Genomic DNA, 12,353 nt, shown 5'->3' with positions numbered 1-12,353 from the left:
CGCGGAGATCGAACGTCGGTGACGCTGGTCGGGGTGGCGGGATTTGAACCCACGGCCTTCCGCTCCCAAAGCGGACGCGCTACCAAGCTGCGCCACACCCCGTCGGTGCGACACGTAGGGTACATGCCCCGCGGGCCCGCGTCGGCCGGTTTCCCGCGCGGGCGCGGGGTCCCGACCGCGCGGCCGCGAGCCGCGCCGGCGACGGACCCGGAACGCGGTGTGCACGCCCGGGGTACGACCCGCTACGATGCTCTACGTGCCGCGGTCGCGATGACCTGCGGCGCGGTGCTTGCGGGCGTAGCTCAATGGTAGAGCCCTAGTCTTCCAAACTAGCTACGCGGGTTCGATTCCCGTCGCCCGCTCTCGAAGGACCGAAGGGCCCGGCAGCTCGGCTGCCGGGCCCTTCGGCGTGCTCAGGGGTGCCGGGCGCGTACGGCGGGGGCCGCACCCGGGTGGGGTGGCGGGGCGCCGCCCGCCACCGCCTCTGGCGTACGCGGGCGGACGGAGCGCGTACGCGCTCCGTCCAAGGGGACGTGACCCGCTCTTCGCGGAGGTCAGAACTTGATCTGGTTGATCGTGTCCGCTATCGAGTTCAGGAACCGCTGGATCGAGGGGGCCATGCCCGTGGAGGCCAGGAAGAAGCCGAAAAGTATCGCGACGATGGCCGGCCCGGCCTTGATCGAGCCGCCGCGGATGAGCACCACGAGGACGACCGCCAACAGCAGCACCACTGACAGTGAAATGGCCACAACTGATCACACACCCTTGGTCGGTCCGCCTTGCCGGCCCGGGAGCATGCCGCGCACACCCCCGCGATGACTATCGTGCCACCAACACCCCTGTGGTGCTTCCCGGGTGACGGATCGCCAAGGTAAGGATCAGGCCAACCGCGAGTCGGGCTCAAGGGGTTGTGGGAGGCCCAGCAGGCCGCGTACCTCGGTGTACTTGGCCGCGAGGCGGGTACGGGTCGCCTCGTCGAGGACGGCCAGGCGGGCCGGATCGGCGTTGTGTGCGAGGTCGGCCACCTTGATCAGGAGCGCGCCCTCGGTCGCGAGGATCCGCCCGGTGTACGACGCGAGCGGCTCGCCCGGGCGTTTGGTGAGGGCGAGCACCAACTCCTTGACGGAGCGCGGGAGTTGGGCGGATTCCAGCCACTGGAGGGAGAGCGCGTCGTCCTCGATCGCGTCGTGCAGCCAGGCCGCCTTGATCTGGTCCTCGGTGCCGCCCCGCGCCCGAACGCCCTCGGCCACCGCGGCCAGGTGCTCGGCGTAGGGGCGGCCCGCCTTGTCGGTCTGGCCCTCGTGGGCGGCTCGGGCGACGGTCTCGACCTCGCTCAGGGTCATCGGCTTCACAGACATGCCGGCGACTCTACGGTCCCGGGGTGCTTCACTTCATCGCCGCCCTGGCCGGCAGGGAGGTCGCCGCGAGCCCGAGGGCCAGGACGCCGCCCGCGAACGAGCCGTACAGGAGCGGCGGCACGTAGGGGGCGCGGCCGGTCAGGCCGTTCACCATCGGGACGAGGGTGGCCAGCGCGATCGCGCTGCCGATGACGACGCCCGCGGCGACCACCAGGAGGGCCTCCCAGCGGATCATGCCGAGGACCTGGCTGCGGGTGGTGCCGATGAGGCGCAGGGTGCCGAGTTCGCGGCGGCGGTCGAGCACCGTCATCACCAGGGTGTTGACGGCGGCGACGGCGGCGAAGCCGCCCAGGACCGCGGCCATGACGCTGTTGGCCCAGGCGTTGACCTCGCGGTCGGTGCTCTGCGCGGTAGCGTAGCCCGCGGCGTCGGTGACGTGGCCGAGCGCGGCGAGGGGAGCGGTCGCGGCGGGGGTGGCCCGGGTGAGCAGGACGGTGGGGTTCGGCACGGTGACGTGGGCCGCCAAGTCGGCCTGCGCGAGGGTGACTTGGGCCAGGCCCAGACCCCGGTCGTAGGTGGCGACGACCTTCGGGGCGGCCTTGGTGCCGTCGGGCAGCAGCAGTGGGAGGCGGTCTCCGGGACGTACGTGCGCGGCCTCGGCCAGGGAGGCGTCGATCGCGACCGTGCCGGGGACGAGGGCGGTCAGCGATCCGCTGCGTACGCCCAGGTCCTGGACCTCGGCGAGGTCGGCGCCGGTGCCGGTGACGCCCTGGGCCGTGGCCTCGCGGGGGGTGTAGCCGCTGCCGCCGTTCGGGACGAGGACGGAGGTACGGGTGAGGCCGACCGCCTTCTGAACGCCGGGGACGACCGCGGCACGGGTGACGGCGTCGGAGGGCAGGCCCGCGGGGTCGGTGATCACCTGGTCGGCCGTGATGCCCGCCCGCTGCTGGTCCTCGATGGCCCGCTCCTCGCTGGTGTGCATGAAGACCAGGACCGACGAGAAGGCCATGGCGAGCACGATGGGGGTGATCGCCGAGGCCAGCCGCCGGGCGTTGGTGCGGGTGTTGGCGGCGGCGAGCGAGCCGGCCGCGCCGGCGGCGCGCAGCGGGAGGCCGAAGAGAGCGGCGCAGGCACGGGCGAGCAGCGGGCCGAGCAGGGCCACGGCGATCATGAAGAGCATGACGATGCCGAGGGCGGCGTTGGCGGCGCTCTCGCCGGTCTCGGAGGCCGCGAGCCCGGCGCACGCGAAGCCGCCCGCGAGCGCGCCGACGCCCAGGGTCGTACGGATCCAGCCCGGGCGCAGGCGTTCGGCGGCGGATTCGGCGAGGGCCTGGCCGGGCTTGATCTTCGCGGGGCGGCGGGCGGCCGCGGCGGAGGCGCACAGCGCGGTCAGCACGGTGGCGGCCACGGCGATGCCCAGCGGGAGGGGGGTGACGGCGAGGTCCACGGCGGCCGGGATCGCGCCCTTGTCGTGGAGCTGGCCGAACCACCAGGTGGCCAGCGCGACACCGGGCAGGCAGCCGAGTACGCCGGCGAGCGGGGCGACGAAGAGGGCCTCGGTGGCGATGGTGCGGCGGATCTGGCGGGGGGTGGCGCCGATCGCTCGCAGCAGGGCGTACTCGCGGCGGCGCTGAGCGACGGAGAGGGCGACCGTGCCGGCGGCGGTGAAGACGGCGACCATCGCGGCCACGCCCCCGAAGGAGCCGCCGAGGCCCGTGAGCAGCTCCTTGGCCTGGGCGAGGCCGGCGTCCTCGACCGTGGCCCGGTCGTCGCCGGTGTGGACCCGGGCCTGGCCGCCGAGGGCGTGCTCGACCTGGGCCGCGAGGGTGGCGGTGGAGGTGCCGGGCCTGGGGAGCACGGCGATCGCGTCGACCTTGCCGGGGTGTCCGCCGAGGGCGCGGGCGTCGGCGTCGTTGAGCCAGATGTCGTGGGTGCCGGGGGCGCCCGCGGTGCCGGAGATCCTGAACTCGCGCTTGCCGCCCGGGGTGTCGAGGGTGATCGTCTCCCCCACGGCGCCGGAGGCGGTGACGGCCTCGCCGGGGCGGGGCGGGGTGCCGGAGGTCTGCTTGGTGCCGGTGAAGGCGGTGGAGGCCCAGTTGTGGGCGGTGGCGCGGACGTTCTCGCCGGTACGCACCGGCAGGGTGAGGTCGGCGATCGCCGCGGCCGCGCCGGGGGCCGAAGCGGCCTTTGCGACCAGGGAGTTGTCGAGGCGGGCCCGGTCCGGGAGGGCGAGGGACTCCTCGTCGCGGTCCTCGCCGGAGCCGATCGTGTAGTGCAGGCGCTGGTCGGCGGCGGCCACGACGGGGGCGGCGGTGTACCGCTGGGGCGGGACGGAGGCGGTGATTCCGGTGGCGAGCAGGAGGCCGCAGGCGGAGACGATCATCGCGGCCATGAGGAGGGCGACGAAGGTTCCGGCGAAGGCGGAGGGTTTGAAGCGGAGGGCTGCGCGGGCCAGTCCGTTGGGGGCGTGCATACGGGGCTCCTGCGGAGGGGGCTTGGTCTGGGTACTCGGTCTTCCCATCCGCCCGCCCGTTCCGCCCCCCTCGATGAGGGGAGGGACTGGTGGGTGGCTGGGCTTCGGTGGCGGCCGCCCGCCGCCGCTGGGGCCGGGCCTCCGGCCGGAGAGGGCTTCCCACTTGGCCGGCCGTTCAGCTCGCTGCGAACGGCTGCCGACCAGAGGGCCGGACCGGATCGGACGCCGCCGACCGGCTCGGCCCGGCCTCGGCCGGAGGGGTTGGCTGAGAGCCGGGGGGGGCGTCGAGGGCGGGTGTCCGGCGCCGGCGGCGGCTACGCCGCCGCTCCTGCGAAGGAGGGCCGCGCCGTCAGGGTGGTCATGCGGGACGCGATCTGGCTCGGCGAGGCCGCGCGGAGCGCGTCCGCCAGGGCGCCGTCGGCCAGGAAGAGGACCTGGTCGGCGTGGGCGGCGGCGACCGGGTCGTGCGTCACCATCACCACCGTCGCGCCGAGGGAGTCGACCGCGCCCCGGAGCAGGGCCAGGACCTCGGCCGCCGTGGTGGTGTCCAGCGCGCCCGTCGGCTCGTCGGCGAAGATCACGTCGGGGTTGGTGACCAGGGCCCGGGCGATCGCGACGCGCTGCTGCTGACCGCCCGAGAGCTCACCGGGACGGCGCGCTCCCTTCCCGTCCAGGCCGACCCGCGCGAGGAGTTGGGCCGCGCGGCGCCGGTCGGGCCGGTCCCCCGCGAGCCGCATCGGCAGGACCACGTTCTGCTCGACGGTCAGCGAGGGCAGCAGGTTGAAGGCCTGGAAGACGAAGCCCAGGCGGGAGCGGCGCAGCTCGGTGAGCTTGTTCTCGCTCATGCCGGTGATCTCGGTACCGCCGAGCCGGACCGAGCCGCCGGTGGGCCGGTCGAGGCCCGCCGCGCACTGCAGGAACGTCGACTTGCCGGAGCCCGACGGGCCCATCACCGCGGTGAAGCTGCCCCGGGGCAGGGCGAGGTCGATGCCGCGCAGGGCGTGCACGGCCGAGGCGCCGCGGCCGTACTGCCGCCGTACCCCGCGCAGTTCGACGGCCCAGTCGTGGGCGGGCGCCGCGTCCGCGGTCGCCCGCCGTGTGTTCTTGGCCCGTCGCAGTGCCATGGCCCCTGCCCTCCGTTCGTCGTGGACGGCGCGCTCGCGCCGACCCTTCGAACCTAGGGACCGGGACGGCTGCCGGCCATGGCGGCCGCCGGTGGATCAAGGGTGGGGCTGACCCCACCCCGGGAGGGTCCCGGCGCGGCGGCGGAGCGGGGTGGAATCAGGCGTCCCGCCTGATCAGCAGCAGCGCGCGGTCGTCGTTGACGTCCTTGGCGACCGCTTCGATCAGGTGCCACGCCGCGCCGCCGAACCCGGTCGAGACGTACCGGTCGGCCTCGCCGGTCAGGCGGTCGATGCCTTCGCCGATGTCCCGTTCGGAGGTCTCCACCAGGCCGTCGGTGAACAGCAGCAGGACGTCGCCGGGCGCCAGCGACCCCTTGGCGGGATGGAATTCCGCGCCGTCGTAGACGCCGAGGAGCGGGCCTTCGGCGGACTGCTCCTGCCAGCGGCCCGAGCCCGCGTGGAGCTGGAGGGCCGGGGGGTGGCCGGCCGAGAGGAGTTCGTAGTCGCCGGAGTCCAGGTCGAGGACCAGGTGGATGGCGGTGGCGAAGCCCTCGTCCCAGTCCTGGCGCAGCAGGTAGCCGTTGGCCGCGGGCAGGAAGGCGTGCGGCGGGAGCGAGCCGAGGAGGCCGCCGAAGGCCCCGGACAGGAGCAGCGCGCGGGACCCGGCGTCCATGCCCTTGCCGGAGACGTCGGTGAGGACGACCTCCAGGGTGCGGCCGCCGCCGGTGCGGGCGGCGACGACGAAGTCGCCGGAGAAGGACTGGCCGCCCGCCGGGCGCAGCGCCATCTCGCGGTGCCAGCCCTGCGGGAGGCGGGGCAGCGCGCTCTGCACCCGGATGCGTTCGCGCAGGTCGAAGAGCATGGTGCCGCCGCGCCGCCAGGGCACGCCCACGCGGGCCCGGAACTGCGCGATGAGCAGCCCGAAGAGCCCGCAGGCGGCCACCACCAGGACGATGCCCGGGGTGACCCTGGAGGGGCCCGCGGTGTAGGGGCCGAGCCGCACCGACTCCACGATCAGGGCGGTGGCGGCGGCCGCGTACAGGACGAGCAGGTTGGCCGGGCGCAACAGGAGCCCGCCCGCGACGATCGGCAGGACCAGGGCGGAGGGGGCGCACCACGCGGGGGCGATGAGCGTGGCGCAGGTGATCGCGGGAACGGTGAGGAGCAGCCCGGCCAGGGCGATCCAGTCGGAGCCGTCGCCGCGGAAGTAGTCGACGCCGGAGCGGCGCACGGCGATGCGGACCCGGTGCAGCGCCTTGCGCCACCGGGCGGTGAACGAGTCCGCTCTCATCGCACGTGCCATTGCCCAGGACCCTATCCAGCGGACGGCTCCCCGTGCAGATGGCCCCCGGCGGGCGCGGGGGGCGGCCCGGTGGAAAACCGGTCGCTCGGGCGGCGTACTCCGCGCCGGACGCACCGACCAGGCGCCCCACCCGTCCCGGCCCGCCGCGCGCGGACACCGGCCCCCGGCGGCCGGGCCCGGAAATACGTTCGCTCCGCCCGCACGGTCCCTGCTAGGCATGGCCCATGACGACACAGCTGCGCGTGCTGGACCCGGCCGAGTGGGACGAGTGGTACGGGGCCCTGGTGGTGGCCTTCGGGGGGATCCCGGACGCGCCCGAGGAAGTGGAGCTGTGGCGTGAGCTGATCGATCCCGCGCGGTCGACGGCGGTCTGGGACGGCGCGCGGTGCGTGGCCGCCACCAGCACCTTCCCGTTCCGCCTGAGCGTGCCCGGCGGGGCCGTGGTGCCGGCCGCGGGGGTGACCGGGGTCGGCGTCATGGGCACCCACCGCCGCCGCGGCATCCTCACCTCGATGATGCGGCGCCAGCTGGACGACCTGCGGGAGCGGGGCGAGGCGCTCGCCGTCCTGACCGCGTCCGAGCCGGCCATCTACGGGCGGTTCGGCTACGGCGTCGGCACGATGGCGCTGTCCGCGGAGATCGACACCACCCGGGTCCGGCTCGACCTGCCGCCCGGCAGCGACGAGGTGCGGCTGCGGTACGCGAAGGTGGGGGATTCCCTGGCGGCGTGCGAGGCGCTGTACGCGCGCCAGGTGCCGCTGCGGCCCGGCATGCTGGCCAGGCAGCCGGGCTGGGACCGGCTCACCACGGTCGACCCGGAGTCCTACCGTGACGGCGCCTCCGCGGCGCAGTGCGTGCTCGCCGAGCGCGCCGGGGAGCTCGTCGGGTACGCGCGCTACCGGGTGTCCATGACGTCAACGCCCCGGGGCGTGAGCGGCACGGTGACGCTGCTCGATCTGGAGGCGGTGGACCCGGCGGTCTCCGCGACGCTGTGGCGCTACCTGTTCGACCTCGATCTGACGGACACGCTGAAGGTGCGGAACCGGCCGGTCGACGACCCCTTCCAGCATCTGGTCTCCGATGTGCGCCGGTGCGGGATCCGGCTCAAGGACGCGCTGCACGTGCGCCTCGTGGAGGTGGGCGCGGCCCTGGAGTCGCGGACGTACGCGGCGCCCGTCGACGTGGTCCTGGAGGTCGAGGACGCGTTCTGTCCGTGGAACGCGGGCCGCTGGCGGTTGACCGGCGACGCGAAGGGCGCGTCCTGTGTCCGCACCGAGGACCCGGCCGAACTGGCGCTGTCCGTGCGGGAGTTGGGCGCCGCGTACCTCGGCGGGTTCACGCTCGCCGCACTGGCGGGCGCGGGCCGGGTGCGCGAGTTGCGGCCGGGCGCGCTGACCGAGGCCTCGACGGCGTTCGGCAGCGAGCTCGCCCCCTGGCTGCCTCACGGCTTCTGACAGCCGGGGCACCAGAACAGATTGCGGGCGGCGAGATCGGCGGTGCGGATCTCGCCGCCACAGATGTGGCAGGCCTGCCGGGCCCGGCGGTAGACGTACACCTCGCCGCCGTGGTCGTCCAAGCGCGGCGGGCGGCCCATGGCCTCGGGGGTGTGCTCGGGGCGGACGGTGTCGATCCGGTTGAGCCGGACCCCTTCGCGCATCAGCTCCACCAGGTCCGCCCAGATCGCGTCCCAGGCGGCGCGGCCGATGTCCTTGCCGAGCCGGTAGGGGTCGATGCCGTGCCGGAAGAGGACCTCGGCCCGGTAGACGTTGCCGACGCCCGCGACGACCTTCTGGTCCATGAGCAGGGCGGCGATGGTGGTGCGGCTCCGGGAGATCCGCTGCCAGGCCTTCTCGCCCGTGTCGGCGGGGCGCAGCGGGTCGGGCCCGAGCCGGTCGTGTATCGCGCGCTTCTCGCCGTCGGTGATCAGCGCGCAGGTGGTGGGCCCGCGCAGGTCGGCGTACGCGGTGTCGTTCAGGAGCCGCAGCCGTACGGTGTCGGTGGCCGGCGGGGCCGGGGCGTCACCGAGGCCGTACTTGCCGAACAGGCCGAGGTGGATGTGGACCCAGCCCGCGGGGCCGAAGCCGAGGAACAGGTGCTTTCCGTGGGCTTCGGCGCTCTCCAGGACCTGGCCGTCGACCAGGGCCGCGCCGTCCGAGAACTTGCCCTGCGGGCTGGACGCGCGCAGCGGCCGGCCGCCGAACCTCAGGTCGTGGTCGGCGGCCAGGCGGTGGATCGTGTGGCCCTCGGGCATGGCCCGTGCTCAGCCCTGCTGCGGGTGGTGGGCCGGGATCTCGGGAAGCTTGCCGGTGGTCTCGTACGCGGTGAGCATCTCGATGCGGCGGGTGTGACGCGCCTCACCCGAGTACGGGGTAGTGAGGAAGATCTCGACGAACCTGGTCGCCTCCTCCTCGGTGTGCATCCGGCCGCCGATGGAGATCACGTTGGCGTCGTTGTGCTCACGGCCCAGCGCCGCGGTCTGCTCGCTCCAGGCCAGTGCGGCGCGGACGCCCTTGACCTTGTTGGCGGCGATCTGCTCGCCGTTGCCGGAGCCGCCGATCACGATGCCGAGCGAGTCCGGGTCGGCGGCCGTCTTCTCTGCGGCACGCAGGCAGAACGGCGGGTAGTCGTCCTGGGCGTCGTAGATGTGCGGACCGCAGTCCACGGGCTCGTGCCCATGGGCCGTGAGCCACTCGACGAGGTGGTTCTTGAGTTCGAAGCCGGCATGGTCGGAGCCGAGGTACACGCGCATGTACCCGAGTGTGGCATGCGCGGGTCGGGGCAGGGCTTAGCGGGGTGAGGACTTTGGTCCCCGCACTTGGTCCCGTCTAACGATCCGGATTCAGGCCTTCCGTCCCGAAGCGGACCAGGTTTGAATACCCGGGCTCGTAACCCGAGTGCTCCGAAGACGTAAGGAAGCGTCCATGACCTCGCAGCCGTCCCTTGCGAAGGAAGATCACCTGCCCGGTGGACCCGGGGATTCACAGGTGCCCGACTCCGGCCTCAAGGCCGGTCTCAAGAACCGTCATCTGTCCATGATCGCCATCGGTGGCGTGATCGGCGCCGGCCTGTTCGTGGGCTCCGGCTCCGGCATCGCCGCGGCCGGGCCCGCCATCCTGCTCTCGTACGCGCTCGTCGGCGTGATGGTCGTCTTCGTGATGCGCATGCTGGGCGAGATGGCCGCCGCCCGCCCGTCGTCGGGCTCGTTCTCGGCGTACGCGGACCGCGCGCTCGGGCGCTGGGCCGGGTTCTCGATCGGCTGGCTCTACTGGTTCTTCTGGGTCGTGGTGCTCGCGGTCGAGGCGACGGCCGGCGCGAAGATCCTGCACGACTGGGTGCCGGGGGTCCCGCAGTGGGGCTGGGCGCTCATCGTGATGCTGGTCCTGACCGCCAGCAACCTGGCCTCCGTCTCCTCGTACGGCGAGTTCGAGTTCTGGTTCGCCGGGATCAAGGTCGTCGCCATCGGCGCCTTCGTGGTCATCGGCCTGCTCGCGGTGTTCGGCGTGCTGCCGGGCTCCGACAACCCGGGGGCCGGCTTCGCCCACCTCACGGACGCGGGCGGGTTCTTCCCCAAGGGCTACGGCGCGATCCTGACCGGTGTGCTGATGGTCGTGTTCTCCTTCATGGGCTCCGAGATCGTCACGCTCGCCGCCGGTGAGTCCGAGGACCCGCGGCGCGCCGTGACCAAGGCCACCAACAGCGTGATCTGGCGGATCGCGGTGTTCTACCTCGGTTCGATCTTCGTGGTGCTGACCCTGCTCAAGTGGAGCGACCCCTCGATCGTCGCGGACGGCTCGTACGTGGCGGCCCTGAAGACGATCGGCATTCCGCACGCCGACCAGATCATGAACGTGATCGTCCTGACGGCGGTCCTTTCCTGCCTCAACTCCGGCCTGTACACGGCCTCCCGGATGGCGTTCTCGCTCGGTGAGCGCGGCGACGCGCCGAAGTCGTTCGCCCGCACGAACAAGCGGGGTGTGCCGCAGGTCGCGATCCTGTCCTCGGTCGTCTTCGGCTTCGTGGCGGTCTTCTTCAACTACAAGTGGCCGGACACCGTCTTCGCGTTCCTCCTGAACTCCTCGGGCGCGGTGGCCCTGTTCGTGTGGCTGGTCATCTGCTTCACCCAGCTGCGGATGCGCGGGATCATCCTGCGCGAGCAGCCGGAGAAGCTGACCGTGAAGATGTGGGGCTTCCCCTATCTCACCTGGCTGACGATCGGGATGATCTCCTTCGTCCTGGTCTACATGCTGTTCGACAAGTCCGGCCGCGAGCAGGTGCTCCTGTCGCTGCTGGTGGCCGCGATCGTCATCGTGATCGCGGTGGTCAAGGAGAAGGTGCTCGCCTCCCGCTCCTCCTCCTACAGCGGTGTGAAGGAAGACGTCACCGCCTCGTAGCTGCCGAGGGCGGCGGACTCCGTGTCGGCCTCGTACCAGGTGTTGATCTGGTACGACTTGCCGCCCTCGTCGAAGCCGAGCTGGCGGGCCTTCCACGGGACGCCGTTCTGGGTGAAGTCGTAGTCCCAGATGATGGCGGGCTGCCCGTGGAAGGTCGTCCGGGCGAGCCGGATCTTGTGGTAGCCGGGCACGTCGTGGGAGCCCGCTTCGGCCTCCTGCCACTGGGTCATCAGATCGCCGCCGCGTGCGAGTGCGTACGAGGCGGCGATCTCCTGTTTTCCGTCCGGCGCGTGGTAGTGGACGTTCGAGGGACTCTTGGCGGTACGGGTCCAGTCCTTCGGCGGGATCCAGGCGAACCCGGTCTCGTTGATCGAGCCGGGCGGCGGGGTCGCCGAGGGCGGGCGCGCGGTGCCCGCCACGGTGGGCGGGGCCGCCGAGGAGGACCCGCCCGAACCGCCGCCGAGGTGCTGGTCGGCCGTGGCGGCGATCAGCACGGCGGTCACGGCCGCCGCCACCACGAGGGCGGCCACCACCACGATCCGGGCGCGGGTCCACCCGCGGCGGCGCGGCGCGGGCCGCGGCTCCTCGGGTACGGGCTCCGGCGACGGGGGCACTTCCCTGGGCGGGGGCGGGGGCGGTGGTTGCTCGCGTACGGCGCCCGGCCAGGGCGGTGGATCTCCGAACACCTGGACGGTGGGCGGGTGCGGGACGCCCGTGGGCCCCGCGGCGAGCACCGTGGGGGGCGCCGCGATCGGCATCAGCCGGGTGGCGGTCTCGGCCAGGCCCGGCCGCAGCTCCGGGTCCTTGACCAGGAGCTGCGCCAGGAGCGGTCCCAACGGGCCCGCCGCTTCCGGGAGTTCGGGCTCCTCGTAGAGCACGGCGTGCAGGGTGGCGAGCGTGGAGGGCCGGGAGAAGGGGGAGCGCCCGCCGACCGCCGCGCACAGGGTGGCGCCGAGCGACCACACGTCGGACGCCGGGCCCTGCGGCTTCCCGGCCACCCGCTCGGGCGCCATGTAGTCCGGGGAGCCGACCAGCATGCCGACCACGGTGAGCGCGGCCGCGTCCTGGATGGCGGCGATGCCGAAGTCGGTGAGGACGACCCGGCCGCCCGGGCCGAGCAGGACGTTGCCGGGCTTGATGTCACGGTGCAGGACGCCCACCGCGTGCACCTCGACGAGGGCCGCCGCGAGGCCGACGCCGATGCGGGCGGCCTCGCGCGGGGAGACGGGCCCGTCCTCCAGGAGGAGCTTCTCCAGGGAGCGGGACTCGACGAGCTCCATCACGATCCACAGCCGGTCGCTCTCCTCGGCCACCACGTCGTAGACCCGCACCACGTTGGGGTGGTCGATGCGGGCGGTGGCGCGGGCCTCGCGCAGGGTGCGCTCGCGGCGAATTCGACTGTCCTCTGCATCGAGTTCATTGATGCGCATTTCCTTTACGGCGACCTGGCGGTCGAGTATCTCGTCCGCCGCCCGCCACACCCGCCCCATTCCCCCCTGGCCAATTGTTTCGCCCAGGCGGTAACGCCCAGCGACCAATAGCCCCCGTGTTCCCGGCATGACCACCCACCCCCTCAGCACCCACTGTGACCAGGACTGATTCACTACGGTGACACCATCACAGCATAATTCCTGGAAATCTTGTGGGACCCTTCTGTGCACAGATGCACCCAACGCGGGTGAGGGGGATGGGACATGCGTGTTC

10 protein-coding genes and 2 tRNA genes are annotated in these 12,353 nt (G+C 73.0%); 3 read left to right on the top strand and 9 right to left on the bottom strand.

Annotated elements, in window-relative coordinates; genetic code table 11:
- Window positions 1-25 precede the first annotated feature (25 nt).
- Window positions 26-102: transfer RNA gene (locus tag DT019_RS12635), tRNA-Pro, on the bottom strand.
- 189 nt (window positions 103-291) lie between these two features.
- Here DT019_RS12635 and DT019_RS12630 point away from each other — a divergent pair.
- Window positions 292-362 (top strand) — tRNA-Gly (locus tag DT019_RS12630).
- 192 nt (window positions 363-554) lie between these two features.
- Here DT019_RS12630 and DT019_RS12625 read toward each other — a convergent pair.
- The 5 genes from DT019_RS12625 to DT019_RS12605 all read right to left on the bottom strand — a co-directional run bounded on the left by DT019_RS12625 (window position 555) and on the right by DT019_RS12605 (window position 6,258).
- On the bottom strand, window positions 555-749 hold the full coding sequence (locus tag DT019_RS12625) for a hypothetical protein (protein WP_053727400.1): 195 nt from the start codon (window positions 747-749) through the stop codon (window positions 555-557).
- Between the two features lie 129 nt (window positions 750-878).
- A complete protein-coding gene (locus DT019_RS12620) occupies window positions 879-1,358 on the bottom strand; it encodes an HD domain-containing protein (protein WP_114036841.1) in 480 nt (159 codons plus the stop codon).
- Window positions 1,359-1,386: 28 nt separating this feature from the next.
- On the bottom strand, window positions 1,387-3,831 hold the full coding sequence (locus DT019_RS12615) for an ABC transporter permease (RefSeq protein ID WP_114036840.1): 2,445 nt from the start codon (window positions 3,829-3,831) through the stop codon (window positions 1,387-1,389).
- 314 nt (window positions 3,832-4,145) lie between these two features.
- Window positions 4,146-4,955, bottom strand: coding sequence for an ABC transporter ATP-binding protein (locus DT019_RS12610; protein WP_114036839.1), 810 nt, complete (start codon window positions 4,953-4,955; stop codon window positions 4,146-4,148).
- A gap of 157 nt (window positions 4,956-5,112) precedes the next feature.
- A complete protein-coding gene (locus DT019_RS12605; RefSeq protein ID WP_114036838.1) occupies window positions 5,113-6,258 on the bottom strand; it encodes a PP2C family protein-serine/threonine phosphatase in 1,146 nt (381 codons plus the stop codon).
- Window positions 6,259-6,482: 224 nt separating this feature from the next.
- On the opposite strand from DT019_RS12605, the gene DT019_RS12600 reads away from it, so the two are divergent.
- A complete protein-coding gene (locus DT019_RS12600) occupies window positions 6,483-7,712 on the top strand; it encodes a GNAT family N-acetyltransferase (protein WP_114036837.1) in 1,230 nt (409 codons plus the stop codon).
- On the opposite strand, the gene DT019_RS12595 is transcribed toward DT019_RS12600, so the two are convergent.
- Both DT019_RS12595 and DT019_RS12590 read right to left on the bottom strand, forming a co-directional pair.
- Complete coding sequence (locus DT019_RS12595; protein ID WP_114036836.1) at window positions 7,700-8,509, bottom strand: Fpg/Nei family DNA glycosylase; 810 nt, start codon at window positions 8,507-8,509, stop codon at window positions 7,700-7,702. The genes DT019_RS12600 and DT019_RS12595 overlap by 13 nt on opposite strands.
- A 9-nt stretch (window positions 8,510-8,518) precedes the next feature.
- Window positions 8,519-9,007 carry a ribose-5-phosphate isomerase gene (locus DT019_RS12590; protein ID WP_114036835.1) on the bottom strand — a complete coding sequence of 163 codons (489 nt, stop codon included), beginning with the start codon at window positions 9,005-9,007 and terminating at the stop codon, window positions 8,519-8,521.
- A gap of 172 nt (window positions 9,008-9,179) precedes the next feature.
- Here DT019_RS12590 and DT019_RS12585 point away from each other — a divergent pair, with 172 nt between their 5' ends.
- Window positions 9,180-10,649 carry an amino acid permease gene (locus DT019_RS12585; protein WP_114036834.1) on the top strand — a complete coding sequence of 490 codons (1,470 nt, stop codon included), beginning with the start codon at window positions 9,180-9,182 and terminating at the stop codon, window positions 10,647-10,649.
- Here the strand turns inward: DT019_RS12585 and DT019_RS12580 are convergent.
- Window positions 10,613-12,139 carry a serine/threonine-protein kinase gene (locus tag DT019_RS12580; protein ID WP_411292704.1) on the bottom strand — a complete coding sequence of 509 codons (1,527 nt, stop codon included), beginning with the start codon at window positions 12,137-12,139 and terminating at the stop codon, window positions 10,613-10,615. The genes DT019_RS12585 and DT019_RS12580 overlap by 37 nt on opposite strands.
- Window positions 12,140-12,353: the final 214 nt, after the last annotated feature.

The sequence above is a fragment of the Streptomyces sp. SDr-06 genome (assembly GCF_003324565.1).
Classification (GTDB): Bacteria; Actinomycetota; Actinomycetes; order Streptomycetales; family Streptomycetaceae; genus Streptomyces.
The sequence above is the reverse complement of the archived record's forward strand: the minus strand, read 5'-3'. Positions and strand labels throughout refer to the sequence as shown.